The organism is Corallococcus sp. AB049A, assembly GCF_003668885.1.
GTDB lineage: Bacteria > Myxococcota > Myxococcia > Myxococcales > Myxococcaceae > Corallococcus > Corallococcus interemptor.
On the sequence record NZ_RAWL01000047.1, the window covers coordinates 13,149 to 31,216 of the forward strand.

An 18,068-nucleotide genomic window follows, 5' to 3' on the forward strand; every position below is an offset into this window, starting at 1 on the left:
CCGCCCTACCCGTTCCCGGGGTGGGCGGGGGCGCCCCAGGCGGAGTGCGGCGCCGGGTGCGCGTCCGTGCGCAGGTACCAGGGCACGCTGACCACCACCAGGCGCCGCTCGCCGGACAACAGCAGCGCGCTGCGCAAAAGCTCCGAGCGGCGGCCGTAGAGCATGGCCCGGTACCAGCGCCGCTCCAGCAACTCCGGCAGCACGATGGCCACGGTGCCCCCGGGCACCTCCTCCAGCAGCGCGTCCAGATAGTCCATCAGCGGCCACACCAGCACGCGGTACGGCGACCCCACGTGCACGAGCGGCGGAGGCGTCCGTCCCGCCTCCAGGAGCGGCTGCTGGACGAAGTGCTGCCACTGCGAGTCCAGCGCCGCCTCGTCGGTGTCACCGCTGCAGATGTGCACCGCGCGCACGTCGTCGCTCAGCGTCAGCGCGAAGCGCAGCGCCGTCTCCGACGCGTGGGACCAGCGGTCCACGGGCACCACGGCGACCATGGGCGACGGGGGCGTCAGCAGCAGGGGCCGCTTCAGCTCCGTCGCCTGCCGCGTGCGCGTGTACGCGGCGTGGACGCGCGCCAGCACCATGAGCCCCACGGGCACGAGGACGAACGCGGCCCAGCCGCCGTGCATGAACTTGGACACGGCCACGATGCACAGCGTGAGCGCCGTCATCACCGCGCCCACGCCGTTGAGGGCCCGGCGCCAGCGCCAGCCCTCCTGTTCCCGGTGGCGGCCCCAGTGCACCACCATGCCCGCCTGCGACAGGGTGAAGGCCATCAGCGCGCCAATGGCGAACAGGGGGATGAGCCGGTCGGTGATGCCCCTGCACACGATGAGCAGCACGGCCGCGAGTCCGGACAGGGTGAGGATGCCGCGCGACAGCGCGAGCCTGCGGCCCCGGTGGGCGAAGCCCGGCGGCAGGTAGCGCTCGCGCGCCAGCACCTGGCAGACGAGCGGGAAGCCCGCGTAGCTGGTGTTCGCGGACAGCGCGAGCACGCAGAGGATGGCGGCCATGGCCACGAAGTAGAAGGCGCCGCGCCCCATCACCGCCGCGATGAGCTGCGACAGCACCGTCTGGTAGTTCGCGCCGTCGGGGTCCGTGGCGCCCACGCCGTACGCGCGGCACAGGAGCGCGATGCCCAGCAGCATCGTCACCAGCGTGCCCACGATGATGCCCAGCGTGGCGCGGGCGCGGCGGATGGTGGGGTCACGGAAGAGGGGCACGGCGTTGCTGATGGCCTCCACGCCCGTCATCGCCGTGCACCCGCTGGCGAAGGCGCGAATCACCAGCCACGCGCCCAGCGGCGCGGTGGGCACCGCCAGGGGCGGCGGCGGCTGCACGGGCGTCGTTTCACCAGTGGCCAGTTTGTAGACGCCCACCGCCAGCACCAGGCCCAGCGACGTGATGAAGAACCACGTGGGCACGACGAACGCGGCGCCCGCCTCGCTGACGCCGCGCAGGTTCACCAGGGTGAGCAGCGTCAGCAGGCCCAGGGTGATGGGCAGGGTGTAGGGCCGCAGGGCGGGGAGCGCGGACACCAGCGCGCCCGTGCCCGCGGAGATGCCCACCGCCACGTTGAGCAGGTAGTCCAGCATCAGCGCCGTCGCCGCGAGCAGCCCCGCGCCCCGCCCCAGGTTCTGCTTCGCCACGGAGTACGCGCCGCCGCCGCTGGGGTACGCGGCGAGGGTCTGCGCGTACGAGCCCGCGACGATCATCAACAGCCCCACGATGGTGGCGGTGATGGGCAGCAGCAGCCACACCCCCGAGGCCCCCAGCGGGCGCAGCACGGTGAGCGCGGCCTCCGGGCCGTACGCGGCGGAGGACAGCGCGTCCAGCCCCAGCAGGGCCACGCCGGTGAGGACGCCCGTCTTCTCCTGCCTCGCCTGGGCATTGGTGAGCGGGCGCCCCAGGAGCAGGTCCATCAGGCCGTGGCCCTGCCGGCGCCGGGGCATGAATGGCCTCCTGCGTCCGTACTCGGCCAGTTGAGCCATGGCGGCGTATCCCCCTGGGCCGGAAGGTGGGCACCGGATTCCGGACGAAACACGGCCCCGCGGTCGCATGCCCCCCAGGGCGATAGACCCTTTCGCGGGCCCGTTCGTTTCACGAAGGAGACACAGGAGACCATCCACCATGGGCCCGCACGCCGCCGTCCTCGCCTTCCCTACCCTGGATGACTTGTACGCCGAGTACCGTCCCCGGGCGCTGGCCATTGCCCGGCGCATCGTGGGGGACACCGACGACGCGGAGGACGTGGTGCAGGACGTCTTCCTGCGCCTGTCGCGGCAGCCCCCCGGCCTGGACGGGCGCGCCACGTGGACCACCTGGCTGCACCGGGTGATGGTCAACAGCAGCATCAACTGGCTGCGCTCCCGGCGCCGCCGCGAGCGGCTGACGCACGCACCGGAAGAGACCGTGTCGCCGGAGGCCCACGCCGTGGGCAAGCAGATGCAGCGCCACTTCCACGAAGCGCTGGAGGAGGTGAACCCCCAGCAGCGGCAGGTGCTCTACCTGCGCGAGGTGCGCGGCCTGGGCTCCGCCGAAATCGCCCGGCTCCTGCACATCCCCGAGGGCACCGTGAAGAGCGCCCTGCACCGGGGCCGCCAGCGCGCCCTCACCGTGATGGAGGAGCGCGGCCAGCGGCCCTGAGGCACGAAGCGTCTACTCGTCGCCCTTGCTGCCCACGAACTGGTCGCCCTTCTCCTTGAAGAGGAGGTTGAAGCTGGTGAGCGAGCCGTAGACGCGGGTGATGTAGCCCTGCATCTCCGCCTTCTCCGCGTCCGTGAGCTTGGGGTGCGCGTTGAGCTTCTGCTCCAGCACGCGGATGCGGTCGCGCACCATCGTGACCTTGTGGAACAGGTTGTCGATGGGCAGGTCCTTCGCCTGCAGCTCCGGGTTGCCCGGGACGAGCCGCACCGTGCCGCCCTCCCACTTGCCCGCGAGCGGCGGATCACTGAGGCCCGCCGCCTCCCGGAAGATGTCCATCAGCTCTTCGCGCGTCATGTTCAGCCCTTCCAGGTCCACCACCGCGCGCGGATCCGCGCGGTGGCGCACCACCACGGGCGCCACGCTGCGCGCGGGGCGCGTCCGGTTGCTCGAAACGAGGGGCGCCGCAGGGGCCGCGGAGCCCCGGGGCGCGTACTTGTCACAGATGGGCGCGGAGGGCGGGAACAGGCCGCGCGAGGTGTAGACGCGGCACGGCCCCACCCAGCCACGGTGGTCCTCGGAGTGCGGACTCCAGAGCTTGCAGTTGCCGCACACCCGTTCGTCGGGGCGGAAGGTGGGAAGAGGTCTGGGTCCCGCTCCCGCGTCCGACATGTCAGCGCGCCTCCTTGGCCACCGGCTTGCCCTTGCGCACGTTGAGCTCGCGCAAGAGCGCGTCCGCGTCCTCGACCTGGTCGAGTTGCCACAGCAGGTAGCGCACGTCCACGTTGACGTTCCGGGCCACGTCCGGATTGTAGCCGAAGTCGTTCGCGACGTTCTCCCACACGCGGTCGAAGTTCACGCCCACGAGCTGCCCCTTGCCGTTCACCGTGGGGCTGCCGGAGTTGCCGCCCGTGGTGTCCGCGTCCGCCAGGAAGTCCACCGGCACGTCCTTCAGCCGGGGGTCCACCCACGTGCCGAACTTCTTCGCCGCCGCGGCCGCGCGCACCTTCTCCGGCGCGTTGAAGGGCTCCTCCCCCGTGTGCTTCTGCAGCATGCCCGTCAGCGTCGTCTGCGGCAGGTACAGCGCGCCGTCGCGCGGCGTGTAGCCCTGCACCTTGGCGAACGACACGCGCAGCGTGCTGTTGGCGTCCGGAGCAATGGGCTTGCCCGCCTGCGCCATCACCGCCTTGCGCCACGCCGGCCGCAGCCGCGAGGACGCGCCCTGGCGCCGGTCGCGCGTGTCATCCAGCGCGGCCAGCTCCTTCGCCAGCTCCATGCCGTACGCCAGCAGCGGGTCGCGCCGCGCGGCCAGCTGCCCCACGGACTCGTCCGCCATCTTCAGGCGCTCGGCGAGCGTGAACACCTTCGTGCCCGCGTAGAGCGAGTCGATCTTCGCGGTGACGTCCTTCTGCGAGTACGTCTTGCCGAACGTGGCATCCACGGCCGCGATGCGCGCGTCCGCGGGCAGCGCCTGCGCGCGCTTCACGAACGCGTGCAGCAGCGCCTTGTCCGCGGCGAGGAAGAGGTTCTTCTGCTCGCGCTCCAGGCGGTCCTTGGTGCGCGGCAGCTCGCGGTCCATGTACTCCGGGCGGCGCTCCAGGTCCGGCTTCGCGCGCTCCATGGCCAGCCGGGACACGGTGGTGGCCAGCGCGGGCCCGCGCGCCAGACGGCCGGCCATGTTCAGCAGGAACTCGCGGTCGAACGTCTTCGAGGATTCCTTCTGCTCCGCGAGCAGCGCCTCGCGGGCCTTGAGGGACTCGCCCCACTTCGCGCTGTCCTTCCGCGCCCAGGCGACGGTGGCGGCTTCCGCGTCGCGCTGCTTCTCCACGATGTGGCCGCGCTTCAGGCCCGCCAGCTGCCCGCCCGCGTTCTTGTAGACGTTGTGCAGGCCCTTGAGCTGCGAGGCCACGGCGATCTTCCCGGCGGGGTCCTTCTCCCCTTCCGCCTCCAGGATGCGGATGGCCTCGCCCAGCACGTCGCGGATGGCCGGGTAGTAGCGCGCCTGGCGCTCCGCCATCTCGTCCGCCAGCAGCGTGCGGAACGTGGTGCCCGGGTAGCCCAGCACCATCACGAAGTCGCCCGGCTTCACGCCCTCGGTGGACAGCGGGAAGAAGAACTCCGCCTTGTAGGGCACGTTCTTGTCGCTGTACGCGGCGGAGGCGCCGTCCGGCGCGGTGTACGCGCGGATGATGGCGAAGTCGCCGGTGTGGCGCGGCCACATCCAGTTGTCCTCTTCGCCGCCGTACTCACCCACGGCGCGCGGCGGCGCGTAGACCAGGCGGATGTCCTGCAGCTCCACGGCGTCCACCAGCGTGTAGTTCACGCCGCCGTCGAAGGTGGCCACCTGGCAGCGGGTGGCGGGGCGCTTCTCGCACTCGGCGACCAGCTCCTTCTGCTTGCGGTCAATGGCCTTGTAGCGCGCCAGGTCGTCCGCGCCCTGCGGCACGGCGCCGTTGATCTCCGCCGTCACGTCCTTGAAGCCGCGCGGCACCTGCACGCGCGAGCCCTTGCCCGGCAGCTCCTCCGACTGGCTCTTCGCGAGGAAGCCGTCGGTGATGAGGTCCTTCTGCGGGGAGCTGTGCTCCTGGATGATGGCGAAGGCGCAGTGGTGGTTGGTGATGATGAGGCCGGAGGCGGAGATGAACGACCCGGAGCAGCCGCTGGTGTTCACCGTGCCCGCCAAGAGGCCCGTGCCGCGCTTGGGGTCCCACAGCTTGCTGGGCGGCAGCTGGAGGCCCTGGGCCTTGAGCCAGGCGGGGCTCAGTTCCAGCACCTGCTGCGGGGTCCACTTCCCTTCCCCGGCGAAGGCCGGGGCTGCCACGAGCGAGAGGAGAAGGAGCGTCTTCTTCATGGTGCCCCATCCCTACCCCGTCCGCCGCCCCGGCGCGACCGTTCCGGTGTCCGGAGCGCGCGTTTTCGCGGAAGATGGAACGCGCTTGGATGTTCCGGTGTCCAGGCAGGAGGGGACCAGCGATGCGGACCGCGAGCGGGGCGACACTGGATTTCGGAAGGCTGGCGCTGCTGCTGCTCCTGATGGGGGCGTCCTGGTACTTCTGGTACTCGCCGGTGCTGTGGCCGGTGAAGGTGCTGGTGGTGATGATGCACGAGAGCGGGCATGCCATCGCCTCGCTGCTCGTGGGGGGCTCGGTGGACCGGGTGCACCTCCAGGTGAACGAGGGCGGCACCTGCTTCAGCCGCTTGCCGCCCGGCGTCATCAACCGCGTCATCGTGTCGTCCGCGGGCTACCTGGGCAGCGCGGTGGCGGGCGCGGCGCTGATGCTGGCCACCTTCCGATTCCGGCTGGGCCGCGCGGTGATGGGCGCGGCGTCCGTGTGGCTGGCGGTGATGGGCTTCTTCTACGCGGGTGACCTCTTCACCCTGGCCTTCTGCCTGGGCATGGCGCTGGCCATGGGGCTGGGCGCGCGCTTTTTGCCCACGGGCCTGGTGGACGCGCTCAACCTGTTCCTCGCGGCCTTCACCGCGCTCTACGTCGTCTTCGACTTGAGGGACGACCTGTGGAACAGCGCGGTGCGCGCCCAGAGTGACGCGGCCATCCTCGCCAGTGAGACGTGGGTGCCGTCCGTCGTCTGGGCGGCGCTGTGGACGCTCCTGTCCCTGGCGCTGCTGGGCGTGTCCGCGTACTGGGCCATGCACGCGAAGCCGTCAGGCGGCGTGAAGATGCCGCCCATGGCCCGCGCGCGGCGGGTGTGAGCGGCAGGCCCTACTTGCGCGGCCGCATCCGGAAGGCCACGAAAGACGCCATGTCCGGGAAGCCGAAGTACGGGTTCTTCTGGCGGATGGCCTCCATCTGGGCCACCGGCACGTCCGCGTAGTCGTGCCCGGGGTACAGCCTCGTGGAGTCCGGCACCTTCGCCAGCACCTGCGACAGCGAGCGGTACATGTCCTCCGGGCTGCCCCCCGGGAAGTCGCACCGGCCGCACCCGTTGATGAAGACCGTGTCCCCGGACACGAGCGCGTCCTCGGCCAGCAGGCAGTGTGAGCCCGGCGTGTGCCCTGGCGTGTGCAGCGCATGGAACGTGCGCGCGCCCACCTGGACCGGGTCCCCCGCCTTCAGGGTCCGCAGCGCGTCCCCGCCCCGCTTGCGCAGGTCGCTGGAGAAGGCGACCTCCTCCGCCTGCGCGTACACCGGCACGTCGTGGCGCGACAGCAGCTCGTCCAGGCCGTTGATGTGGTCGCCGTGGCAGTGCGACACGAAGGCGCCCACCACGCGCTTGCCGTCCTGGGCCACCGCCGCCTCGATGGCCGGCACGTCCCACGCCGGATCCACCACCACCACCTCCGGGCCGTCCTGCGGCCCCACGAGGTAGACGAAGTTGTCCATCGGTCCGAGCTTGAGCTGACGCACGTACGGCGTGGGCATGGTTGTCCTCCAGACGGCCACTCTACGCCCCAGGCTTGCCGCGCCGGGGCCAGTTCCCTTTGAATGCCACTTTTTGCTGCCCCATGCCGTCAGGAGGTCTCCGTCCGTGAAGCGCCTGCCCACCCTGCTCCTCTGCTCGCTCCTGGCCAGCGCGACCGCCTCCGCCGCCGGGCGGACCCCCTCCACCCTCCGCTACAAGCCCTCGGGGGATGACGAGCGCCCCGTCATCGTGGACGCCACCATCGGGCCCCAGGGCAGCGACTTCGCCATGCGGCTGAAGTTCAACAAGGACCCGTTCGGCGAGGAGTGCAAGCAGCGCTGCGCCAACGTCACCCTCTTCCTGGACACCGACTCCAGCACCCAGTCCGGCCTCCGCCTGTCCACCGACAAGGCCCCGGAGAACGGCGCCGACCTGGCGGTCGTCATCCAGGGCGTGCGGGAGTACAAGCGCCAGGACGCGCCCCCGGAGGTCGCCCTGCGGGTGAAGGTGCGCCAGCTGGGCTCGGACGCCACCAGCGCGGACGCGGGCGAGCTGCTCGCGGACCTGAACAACCGGCAGGATCCGGAGCGCATCCAGACGGACGGCACCACCGTGTACCTCCTGGTGGACGCCACCAGCGCGCTGCTGCCCTCCGCCCGCAAGGTGCGCGTCATCTACCACCCGCCGGGGAGCAAGGCGCTGACCGCCACCATCAACGGGATGGCCAGCGGCAGCTCCGGCCGGGGCGTGCAGATCTTCAAGCGCGGCAGCGGCAACTGGGGCCGCGCCCCGGACGCCGCGGAGGGCAAGAAGCCCCGCGCCAACACCACCGGCGACAACGGCTAGCCGCAAGCAGCCCGCCAGCCAGGCCAGGCCCTCGCTCCCTTCGGAATTCCGGGGGGTTGGCGGTGGGTTTCAAGCAGGCACAGGACTGTACGGACGTACAGAAGTCCCGCGTGGGAGACGACGCAACCTCCCGAATTCGTTCTCAATGTCAGAGGCCCATGGTAGTCCCGGCCATCTGACGTCGAGTGGCCGACCCGACTGGTAGTCGCAGCGCGCACGGCGGCACGCCCGCGCGCCGCGTCACGAGCGGGACGGTCGGCCCGTGTGACACCCATCTGGATTCCATGACCATGCTCGCAGAAGCCGAAACGAAGTCGCGCAAGAAGCAGGGAGGCCCGGCAGGGGGCGGAGGCAAGGGAGGCGGCGGCGCGTCCGGCGCCGGTGGCGGCGGCGACGGTCTGCCCGCGGGCCTGGCCGAGGAAGCGCGCCGCCGGTACCTCAACTACGCCCTGTCGGTCATCACCTCGCGCGCCCTTCCGGACGTGCGGGACGGCCTCAAGCCGGTGCAGCGCCGCATCCTCTACGGCATGTGGAACGACCTGAACCTGTCGTTCGACACGAAGTACCAGAAGTGCGCGCAGGTCGTCGGCGCCATCATGGGCCGCTACCACCCGCACGGCGACACGGCCATCTACGACGCGCTGGTGCGCATGGCGCAGGACTTCTCCCTGCGCTACCCGCTGGTGGACGGGCACGGCAACTTCGGCTCGCTGGACGGCGACTCCGCCGCCGCCTACCGCTACACCGAGTGCCGCCTGGAGAAGCTGGCCACGGAGCTCTTGGGTGAGCTGGACAGCAAGACCGTCCGCTTCCGCCCCAACTACGACGGCACCCGCGAGGAGCCCGTCGTCATCCCGGCGCGCGTGCCGCAGCTGTTGATGAACGGCACCACCGGCATCGCGGTGGGCATGGCCACCAACATCCCGCCCCACCACCTGGGCGAGCTGGTGGACGCGCTCTTGGCGCTCATCAACAACCCGGAGCTGGAGACGAAGGACCTTCTGAAGTTCATCAAGGGTCCGGACTTCCCCACCGGCGGGCAGATCCTCAACGACAAGAAGGAGCTGCGCGAAATCTACGAGACGGGCCAGGGCTCCGTCCGCATCCGCGGCGAGTACAAGCTGGAGGAGCTCAAGCGCGGCGGTCAGATGATCGTCGTCACCTCCATCCCGTACACGGTGAACAAGTCCACGCTCGTCGCGAAGATTGGCGAGCTGGTCCGCGAGCGCAAGCTGCCGCTGATTACGGACGTGCGCGACGAGTCCACCAAGGACGTGCGCATCGTGCTGGAGCTCAAGAAGGACGCCAACCCCGAGCTGGTGATGGCGTACCTCTACAAGCACACGCCGCTGCAGACGAACTTCGGCGTGAACCTCACGTGCCTCGTGCCGTCGGACAACCCGGACGTCGGCACGCCCAAGCGCCTGGACCTCAAGTCCATCCTCCGCTACTTCCTCGACTTCCGCCTGGAGATCGTCACCAAGCGCTTCGAGCACGAGCTGGCGGAGCTCAAGCGGCGCGTCCACATCCTCGAGGGCTTCGAGAAGGCCTACGACGCGCTGGATGAGATCATCCGGATCATCCGCCAGTCCGAGGGCAAGCAGGACGCGGCCCAGAAGCTGATGGCGCGCTTCAAGATGGATGAGATCCAGGTGGACGCCATCCTGGAGATGCGCCTCTACAAGCTGGCCCGCCTGGAGATCCTCATCGTCCAGAAGGAGCTCAAGGAGAAGCGCGCGGAGATCAAGCGCATCGAGGGCATCCTCAAGGACGTGAAGAAGCGCTGGGCCGTCATCCACGACGAGCTGGCCGGCCTGAAGACGGCGTACACCGACAAGCGCCGCACGCGCATTGGCGGCGCCGGCTCCGAGGAGATGGAGTTCTCCGCGGAGGCGTTCATCGCGGACGAGGACGCCCACGTCGTGATCACGCGCGACGGGTGGATCAAGCGCGTGCGCGAGGTGAAGGACCCGTCCACCACGCGCCTGCGTGAAGGCGACGCGGTGATGGCGGTGCTCGCCGGCAGCCTGAAGGCGAACCTGGTGCTGTTCAGCAACTTCGGCACCGCGTACGTCACCCGCTTCAACGACGTGCCGGCCTCCACCGGCTACGGTGACCCGGTGCAGAAGCTGTTCAAGTTCGACGACGGCGAGCGCGTGGTGGGCGCCCTGTCCCAGGACGCCCGCCTGCCCCAGCCGGAGAAGCTGGTGGCGGTGACGCGCCAGGGCCTGGGCCTGCGCTTCCTGCTGGCGCCGCACACGGAAGTGTCCACCCGCGCCGGCCGCCGCTACGCGAAGACGGGCGAGGGCGACGAGATCATCGGCACGCAGCCGGTGGGCGACAAGGACCTGCTCGCCATCCTCACGGAGAAGACCAACGCCCTCGTCTGCAAGGTGTCGGAGGTCAATGAACTGGCCGGCCCGGGCAAGGGCGTCCAGGTCATCAAGGTGGACGCGGGCGACAAGGTGGTGGACTTCCTCGCGGCGCCGGCCAGTCAGAAGGACGCCACGCTGGAGTTCGAGACGCAGAAGGGCCGCAAGCTGCACCTGTCACCGGCGAAGTTCGGCGTGACGGGCCGCGGCGGCAAGGGCCATGAGATGTCCAAGCGCGACACGGTGAAGGAGGTGGCGAAGCCCGTCACCTTCGTGCCGCTGCCGGAGAAGAAGGAGTAGCGGGAAGGCCATGGCGACCAAGAAGGACACCTATACAGGCGCGGACATCCAGGTCCTGGAAGGCCTGGAGCCGGTGCGCAAGCGCCCGGCCATGTACATCGGGGGTACCGACAGCACGGGCTACCACCACCTCCTCTGGGAGATCGTCGACAACTCGGTGGACGAGGTCATCAACGGCTTCGCGTCCCTCATCGAGGTCACGCTCCACAAGGGCGGCAAGTCCATCACCGTCGTGGACAACGGGCGCGGCATCCCCGTGGACATGATGCCCAAGCACAAGAAGCCCGCCGTGGAGGTCATCCTCACGACGCTGCACGCGGGCGGCAAGTTCGAGCAGGGCAACTACATCCACTCGGGCGGTCTGCACGGCGTGGGCAGCTCCGTGGTGAACGCGCTCACCAGCAAGCTGCTCATCGAAATCAAGAAGGACGGCAAGCGCCACGTGCAGTCGTACGCGCGCGGCAAGGCCACCAGCGCCCTCAAGGTGGAGGGCCCGGCGCGCGGCACCGGCACGTCCATCACCTTCGAGCCGGACGCCGAAATCTTCGGTGAGAAGCAGAAGTTCGACGCGGCCCTGGTGCGCGAGCGCCTGGAGGCGAAGAGCTACCTGCACAAGGGGATGACGGTCGTCTGGAAGGACGAGACGGCCACGCCCCCCGTGTCGGAGACGTTCAAGCACGACGGCGGCATCGCCGAATACCTCACCAAGGTCGTGTCCGAGCGCCAGAAGCCCATCGTCCCCGCGGGCAGCACGCCGTTCTACTTCTCGCGCGACAACGAGGTCCGCCTGGAGGTGGCGCTGGCGTGGACGGAGGCCACGGACGAGCACATCCGCTCGTACGTCAACGGCATCCCCACGAACCTGGGTGGCACGCACGAAGCGGGCTTGAGGGCGGCCATCGTCAAGGCGATGCGCAACTACATCGAGACGCACGGCCTGACGCCCAAGGGCGTGTCGCTCACCGCGGAGGACATCCGCGAGGGCATCACCGCCATCCTCTCCGTGTACGTGGTGGAGCCCCAGTTCCAGGGGCAGACGAAGGGCCGCCTCAACAACCCGGAGACCACGGCGCAGGTGGACAGCGCCGTGCGCCCCGTGCTGGAGAAGTGGTTCAACGACAACAAGTCCATCGCGGAAGCGCTGCTGGCGCGCATCATCCTGGCCGCCCGCGCGCGTGAGGCGTCCCGCGCGGCCTCCGCCGCCATCAGCCGCAAGTCCGCGGTCAGCCACCGGCTGAACCTCCCCGGCAAGCTGGCGGACTGCTCGTCCACGGACCCCGCCTCCAGCGAGCTGTTCATCGTGGAAGGTGACTCCGCAGGTGGCTCCGCCAAGCAGGGCCGCGACCGGCGCACCCAGGCCATCCTCCCCTTGCGCGGCAAGGTGCTCAACGCGGAGCAGGCGTCCACCGACAAGGTGGCCACCAACAAGGAGCTCCAGGACATCGTCAGCGCGCTGGGCTGCGGCATCGGGTCCGACTTCGACATCACGAAGCTACGCTACGGCCGCGTCTTCCTGCTGATGGACGCGGACAGCGACGGCCACCACATCGCCACGCTGCTGCTCACGTTCTTCTACCGTCACCTGCGTCCGCTCATCGAAGCGGGCGCGGTGCACATCGCCCAGCCGCCGCTGTACCGGGTGGACATTGGCAAGGAGACGTACTGGGCCCTGGATGAACCGGACCGCGACCGCATCATCCGCGAGAAGGCCAAGGGCAACGCCAAGCCCAACATCATGCGCTTCAAGGGTCTGGGCGAGATGACCGCGGACGAGCTGAAGACGACGACGCTGGATGCGAAGAACCGCATCAGCCTGCGCGTCACCATCGACAACGCGCTGGAGACCGACCGCATCATCAATGACCTGATGGGCAAGGACGTCTCGGCGCGTTACAAGTTCATCACCGAGATGGCGGGCGAGGTCCAGGAGCTGGACGTCTGAGAAAACGGGAGTCCCCGCACACCCGGGACGGGCGCTTTTCCGTCCCGGGTGGGGCATTGGTCTTCCGCCCCTCCGGTCGGCTAGCATCCGCCGAATCGTGAACACCACCCGCCTTGCCCTGACTGTCGCGCTCGCCTGCGTGCTGAGCGCTCCCGCCGCGGACGCCGCCACCAAGCGGAAGACCGCCGCGAAGAAGAAGCGCCCCGCCGCCACCAAGAAGGTGCCCGCGGCCGTCCCCGAGGACACCTTCACCCCGCCCGAGGACGCGGTCCCCCGTTCCGACGCGCCGGTGGAGCCCAAGGCGGCCACCCAGGTCCCCGTCACTCCCGCGGCCCCGCAGAAGATGGCGGACGTGCCGGCCCAGATTGTCCGCGCGGCGCCGTCCAACGCGGTGGCCATCTTCGGCGTGGCCCGGCAGTCGGCCGCGACGGACTCCGCGGCGAAGCTGGAGGACACGCTCAACCGGAAGCTGGCGGGCGCGGGCGACATCCAGTTCGTGGACCTGGCCACGGCCTTCCCGCCGCCGGAGCCCCAGGCCAACCCGCGCGGTGACGCCCTCTTCGACGAGGGCCGCGCGGCGTACGACAACCTGGATCCGGACACCGCGGCGGTGAAGTTCAAGGCGGCCGCGGACGCCTACGTGCAGCGCCCCGGCGACCTGCGCCCGGAGAAGCTGGGTGAGACGTACCTCTTCCAGGGCGCGTCCCAGCTGCTCAACGGCGACGTGGCGGGCGCGAAGGCGGCCTTCACGAACGCGCTGCTGGCGGAGCCGTCGCTGCGCCCGGACGCGGCCCTCTTCGGCCAGGACGTGCAGCGGGTGTTCTCCGAGGCCCAGGGCGAGCTGAACGCGGCGCCGCAGGGCTCGCTGGTGGTGAACTCCCAGCCGCAGGGCGCGCGCGTGCTGGTGCGCGGCCGCGAGGTGGGCACCACGCCGCTGTCCGGCGCGAAGCTGGCCCCGGGCCACTACCCCGTGCAGGTGGTGCTGCCCGGCTACGCCCCGTTCGCGACGTACGCGGAGGTGAAGCCGTCCGCCCCCACGGAGCTGAAGACGAAGCTGGCCCCCGCGCCCGGCCTGTCCGCGCTGCGTGACGCGGCGGCGAAGGCCGGCACGGAGGCCGCCTTCGACGCGGACGGCACGCCGCCGGAGGTGGGCGCCATCGGCGAGCGGCTCAACGCGCGCTACGTGGTGCTGGCCGCCACGTTCCAGGACAAGAAGGGCCGGCTGCACGGCGAGGTGCAGGCGTGGGACCTGCGCACGAAGAACCGCCTGCGCGGCGTGGAGGTGGATTTCGGCAAGCGCGACGGCAAGGGCAGCGCGGACGCCGCGGCGGATCAACTGCACACCTTCCTCGCGGGCGCCGCCCTGCCGCGGAACGCCAAGGAGGAGAAGGAGTCCGTGTCCTCCAGCGACTCCGTGCTGCGCAAGCCCTGGTTCTGGGCCGCGGCGGCGGGCGTGGCGGCTGTCACGGCCGGTGTCGTGTACGTGGCCACCACGGACCGCGGCCAGGGCTTCAACCCGGTGAATGGTCTGCCCGGTGGAATTTCCTTCTAGGCCGGGCGTCAAGCGCACAGGACTCCTCATGAAAGCCCTTCCGCTCGCGCTCGTCTTGCTGCCCGCCCTGGCGTTGTCGGCCCCGCCCGCGTCGGGCCGGATCTCCGCGCTGCTCATCCCCATGGACCCGTCGTCCGAGTCCTCCGGGGTGCAGATGGAGAGCTACATGAACGACGCGCTCGGCAACTTCGCCAACTACGCCGTGCGCAAGCCGCGCGACCTGTTCGGCCTGCCGGACGACCCGGCCGCGCAGGCGTCCTTCGCGCGCGCGAAGAAGGGCTACGAGGAGAGCGTCAAGGCCTTCGAGGCGCGCGAGTACGAGGACGCGGAGCGCAAGGTGCGCGCCACCCTCAAGGAGCTGGAGGGCTCCGTCGCGTCCATGACGTCGTGCTTCCCGCTGTGCGACGCGCTGGCGCTGCACGGCGCCATCCTCCAGCTGCGGGGCGACGTGGAGGAGGCGAAGCTGCTGCTCATCGACCTGATGGCGCTCAACCCCACCTTCGAGCTGAACCCCAAGCGCTTCAGCCGGGACTTCATCAGCCTGCGCGTGCAGGTGGCGACCAGCCGCACCTCGCAGCTGCGCGGCAGCGCCACCTTCAAGTCCCGGCCCGCGGGCGCCCGCGTGTACGTGGACGGCGAGGCGGTGGGCTACACCCCGCTCACCCTGCCCACGCTGCCGGTGGGCAAGCACCTGGTGCGCATGGAGCGGCCGGGCTTCCGGCAGTACGGGCAGATCACGGAAGTGACGCCGGACGACGTGGACGTCACCGCGGTGCTGGCGCCGACGGCCACCTACAAGGCCTATGACGCCCAGCTGGACAAGGTGATTCCGGACGTGTCGCGCCCCAGCGACAAGCCGGCCAACGCCATCGTCGCGCTGCTCAAGTCCCTGAGCCTGGACCGGGCCATGGTGGGCACCGTGCGCGTCATCCCGGAGCGCGGCACGGAGCTGTCCGTGGGCTACTTCGACGTGAAGAACGGCAAGCGGATGGGTTCGCGCAAGCTGGTGCTCCAGGGTGACGAGTACGGCCAGCTCAAGTTGGAGATGGAGCGCGTCGTCAACCATATCCTCAACAGCGAGGGTGAGCAGGTCGTGAAGAAGCGCGACCCGCTGGACAACCGCAGCGGCGCGGAGGACTGGGGTTCCGAGGACCGGGGTGGCAACTCCCGACAGTCCGTCAAGAAGCACTCCGGGGAGGACCCGCTGGACGACGTGTCGGGTACCGAGGACTGGTGACACGCGGCGCTTGTCCCGGGACGGCTCGCACCTAGAGTCCCGGGCCGTATGCGCCAACTGCCGCTGCTCGCCCTCCTCCCCAGCCTCGCGCTCGCCCAGACGGGCACCGTCGACCAGTCCTCCGTCCCGCCCCGGGGCGTGACGCTGCCGCCCACCAACGCGGCCCTCATCGACGAAGCGCCCGCGCTGTCCCTCAACCCCGCGGGCCTGGGCTTCCAGGACGCGGGGCAGCTCTTCTACCTCCACGAGCGCAACCTCCAGTCGGACTCGGTGGGCGACGCCGTCTTCCTGGGCACGCGCCTGTTGGGCCTGGGGGCGGGCTTCTCCCTGGAGTGGATCCGCGGGGAGAACGCGCCGGACTACCGCAAGACGTCCTTCGGCCTGTCGCTGGGGCCCCGCACGCTGCAGCTGGGCGCCGCGCTGCACGACTTCAGCAGCTCGGATGACCACCGCATCAGCGGACTGACGAGCTGGGACGTGGGCCTCACCGCGCGCCCCTTCCGCTTCCTGTCGCTGGCCGCGGTGGCCAGGGACCTGAACGCCCCGGAGCAGGACGGCCTCAAGCTGCCGCGCCGCTACAACTTCGGCCTGGGCCTGCGCCCGCTGGGCGAGCGCTACACGCTGGGCGTGGACTGGCTCTTCGCGGAAGGAGGCTTCCGGGAGGGACAGGCCACGTACACGCTCCAGGCGGAGGTGGTGCGCGGCATCCGGCTGGGCGGTGGCCTGTCCCACGGCTTCGTCAGCGGCATCCCACTGGCGCTCCAGTTCGCGGCCACGGTGGACCTGGGCCACGCGGGCCTGACGTACGCGGCGGGCGGCGCCGGCGAGGGACTGGACCACGTGCTGCAGGTGCGCCTGTCCTCGGAGCGCTACCGCTCCCTGCACGGCGGCGGCGGCGTGGTGGCGCTCCTGGACCTGGACGACATGCTCGCGGGCGGCGTGAGCCCCGCGCTGGCCCTCCTGGGCGTGAGCGAGGTGGACCCGTACCTGCGCCTGATGAAGTTCCTGGACCTGGCCACGCGCGACGAGCGGCTCAAGGGCGTGGTGGTGAAGATGGAGGGCCTGCCCGGCGTGGGCTGGGGCACGGCGGAGGAGCTGCGTCAGTCGCTGCTCAAGCTGCGCGAGGCGGGCAAGAAGGTCGTGGTGGTGATGCTGTCCGGGGATGACCGCAGCTACCTGGTGGCGTCCGCGGCGGACAGCGTCTACGCGCTGACGGAGGCGTCGCTGCCCATCAACGGCCTGTCCGCCACGGTGACATCGCTGGGCGGCACCATGGAGAAGCTGGGCGTGCACTGGGACGTCGCGCGCGTGGGCGAGTACAAGACGGCAATGGAGCAGTTCACCCGCTCCGACATGAGCCCCGCGGAGCGCGAGACGCTGGACGCGTACCTGGACTCCCAGGTGACGCACTACGAGAAGGCCGTGGAGGCCGGGCGCAAGCTGCCCCCGGAGCGGCTGCGCGCGGCGTGGGCCCAGGGCATCCTGTCCTCGAAGCGGGCGCAGGCGGCGGGACTGCTGGACGGCGTGGTGTCCGCGACGGAGCTGGACGCGCGCGTCAAGGAGTGGTTCCCGGGCATGCGCTACCACCCGTCGTACTCGCCGCGCGAGGAGCGCGAGGACCGCTGGGGCCTGCGCCGCCGCATCGCGGTGGTGCCGGTGCTGGGTGACATCACCGGGGGCCGCAGCCGCGAGGATCCGCTGGGCTTCGCGCAGCTGGCGGGCGCGGAGACGGTGGTGCGCGCGCTGCAGCAGGCGCAGGAGGACCCGTCCGTGGTGGCCATCGTCCTGCGCGTGGACTCGGGCGGCGGCGACGTGCTGGCGTCGGACCTGATGTACCGCGCGGTGCTGGAGGCGAAGAAGCACAAGCCCGTCGTCGCCTCCATGGGCGACGCGGCGGCCTCCGGCGGCTACTACGCGGCGGTGGCGGCGGATGAAGTGCTGGCGGAGCCCACCACGCTGACGGGCAGCATCGGCGTCTTCTACCCGAAACCCGCGCTGGAGGGCCTGGGCGCGAAGCTGGGGGTGAACCAGGAGACGCTCAAGCGCGGCGACCTGGCGGACCTGCTGGAGTGGTGGAAGCCGTGGACGCCGGAGCAGGCGGCCGCGGTGCAGACCTGGGTGGACGACTCCTACGACACGTTCATCACGGAGGTCGCCCGCAACCGGAAGATGGACAAGGCCAAGGTGGACGCAGTGGCGCGGGGCCGGGTGTGGAGCGGCACGGACGCGCTCGCCCGGGGGCTGGTGGACGGGCTGGGCGGCCTGCCGGAGGCCGTGGCGTCCGCTCGCAAGCGCGCGAAGGTGCCCCCCGCGGAGGAGCTGGACCTGGACGTCATGGGGGACGCGCGCGGCTTCCTCTCCGGGCTGGGCGGCGAGCCCGGCGTGCACGCGCTGGCGGGGGTGCTCCTGCCGGAGCTGCCGGCCCGGCCGCCGGAGACGCTGGCGGTGCTTGCCCGGGAGCTGGGCCTGGGGTCGCCCGAGCTCCTGCGCCCCGGACTGAAGGCCATGATGCCCTTCCGCGTGCGCATCCGCTGAAGGGCCCCCGAGGCCTGGAGGCCGGGCCGGCGAGGTCGCCCGGTGGACAACCCACGCGCACGGGCGGCGAAATTGCGGGCACCCCGTCCAGGCCGTCTGTTAGGGTGGTGAGTGCCTCCCGGCCGGCGCTAGGGCCGTCGGGGGGCTTCAGGAACCGGCGGTTTCGGCCTTCTCGCAGGCCCCGCGTCCGGCTTCCTGTCCCAAAACCTGCTTCCTGACGTCCCCGGCGGCCCCTCGAGGCCGCCGCCCTCAAGGGCCGTCACGCGTGGAGCCCCATGAG

Annotated in this window: 12 protein-coding genes; 8 read left to right on the forward strand and 4 right to left on the reverse strand. The window is 70.6% G+C overall.

The window, feature by feature from the left end:
* Positions 1–5: 5 nt before the first annotated feature.
* Positions 6–1,952 carry an APC family permease gene (locus D7X55_RS07735; protein ID WP_121722672.1) on the reverse strand — a complete coding sequence of 649 codons (1,947 nt, stop codon included), beginning with the start codon at positions 1,950–1,952 and terminating at the stop codon, positions 6–8.
* Positions 1,953–2,130: 178 nt separating this feature from the next.
* Here D7X55_RS07735 and D7X55_RS07740 point away from each other — a divergent pair, with 178 nt between their 5' ends.
* Positions 2,131–2,646, forward strand: coding sequence for an RNA polymerase sigma factor (locus tag D7X55_RS07740; protein ID WP_120548045.1), 516 nt, complete (start codon positions 2,131–2,133; stop codon positions 2,644–2,646).
* Positions 2,647–2,658: 12 nt separating this feature from the next.
* Here the strand turns inward: D7X55_RS07740 and D7X55_RS07745 are convergent, their stop codons facing one another.
* Positions 2,659–3,315 (reverse strand): hypothetical protein, encoded by a 657-nt coding sequence (locus D7X55_RS07745; RefSeq protein WP_120548044.1) that lies wholly within the window; start codon positions 3,313–3,315, stop codon positions 2,659–2,661.
* A 1-nt stretch (position 3,316) separates the two neighbouring features.
* A complete protein-coding gene (locus D7X55_RS07750) occupies positions 3,317–5,494 on the reverse strand; it encodes a S46 family peptidase (protein WP_120548043.1) in 2,178 nt (725 codons plus the stop codon).
* 122 nt (positions 5,495–5,616) lie between these two features.
* Between D7X55_RS07750 and D7X55_RS07755 the strand changes: the two genes are divergently transcribed.
* Positions 5,617–6,354: a M50 family metallopeptidase gene (locus tag D7X55_RS07755; protein ID WP_121722673.1), complete on the forward strand. Its 738-nt coding sequence runs from the start codon at positions 5,617–5,619 to the stop codon at positions 6,352–6,354.
* A 10-nt stretch (positions 6,355–6,364) separates the two neighbouring features.
* Here D7X55_RS07755 and D7X55_RS07760 read toward each other — a convergent pair whose 3' ends face one another.
* The gene (locus D7X55_RS07760; RefSeq protein ID WP_121722674.1) at positions 6,365–7,024 is read right to left on the reverse strand and encodes an MBL fold metallo-hydrolase; all 660 of its coding nucleotides are present in this window, start codon (positions 7,022–7,024) and stop codon (positions 6,365–6,367) included.
* Positions 7,025–7,130: 106 nt separating this feature from the next.
* Between D7X55_RS07760 and D7X55_RS07765 the strand changes: the two genes are divergently transcribed.
* The 6 genes from D7X55_RS07765 to sppA all read left to right on the forward strand — a co-directional run bounded on the left by D7X55_RS07765 (position 7,131) and on the right by sppA (position 17,788).
* Positions 7,131–7,850 (forward strand): hypothetical protein, encoded by a 720-nt coding sequence (locus D7X55_RS07765; protein ID WP_120548040.1) that lies wholly within the window; start codon positions 7,131–7,133, stop codon positions 7,848–7,850.
* Positions 7,851–8,140: 290 nt separating this feature from the next.
* Positions 8,141–10,522 carry a DNA topoisomerase (ATP-hydrolyzing) subunit A gene (locus D7X55_RS07770; RefSeq protein WP_199746894.1) on the forward strand — a complete coding sequence of 794 codons (2,382 nt, stop codon included), beginning with the start codon at positions 8,141–8,143 and terminating at the stop codon, positions 10,520–10,522.
* A 10-nt stretch (positions 10,523–10,532) separates the two neighbouring features.
* Positions 10,533–12,464 carry a type IIA DNA topoisomerase subunit B gene (locus D7X55_RS07775; RefSeq protein ID WP_120548038.1) on the forward strand — a complete coding sequence of 644 codons (1,932 nt, stop codon included), beginning with the start codon at positions 10,533–10,535 and terminating at the stop codon, positions 12,462–12,464.
* A gap of 97 nt (positions 12,465–12,561) precedes the next feature.
* Positions 12,562–14,016 (forward strand): PEGA domain-containing protein, encoded by a 1,455-nt coding sequence (locus D7X55_RS07780; RefSeq protein ID WP_233609688.1) that lies wholly within the window; start codon positions 12,562–12,564, stop codon positions 14,014–14,016.
* Between the two features lie 28 nt (positions 14,017–14,044).
* A complete protein-coding gene (locus D7X55_RS07785; protein ID WP_120548036.1) occupies positions 14,045–15,253 on the forward strand; it encodes a PEGA domain-containing protein in 1,209 nt (402 codons plus the stop codon).
* 48 nt (positions 15,254–15,301) lie between these two features.
* Positions 15,302–17,788 (forward strand): signal peptide peptidase SppA, encoded by a 2,487-nt coding sequence (gene sppA, locus D7X55_RS07790; protein ID WP_121722676.1) that lies wholly within the window; start codon positions 15,302–15,304, stop codon positions 17,786–17,788.
* Positions 17,789–18,068 lie beyond the last annotated feature (280 nt).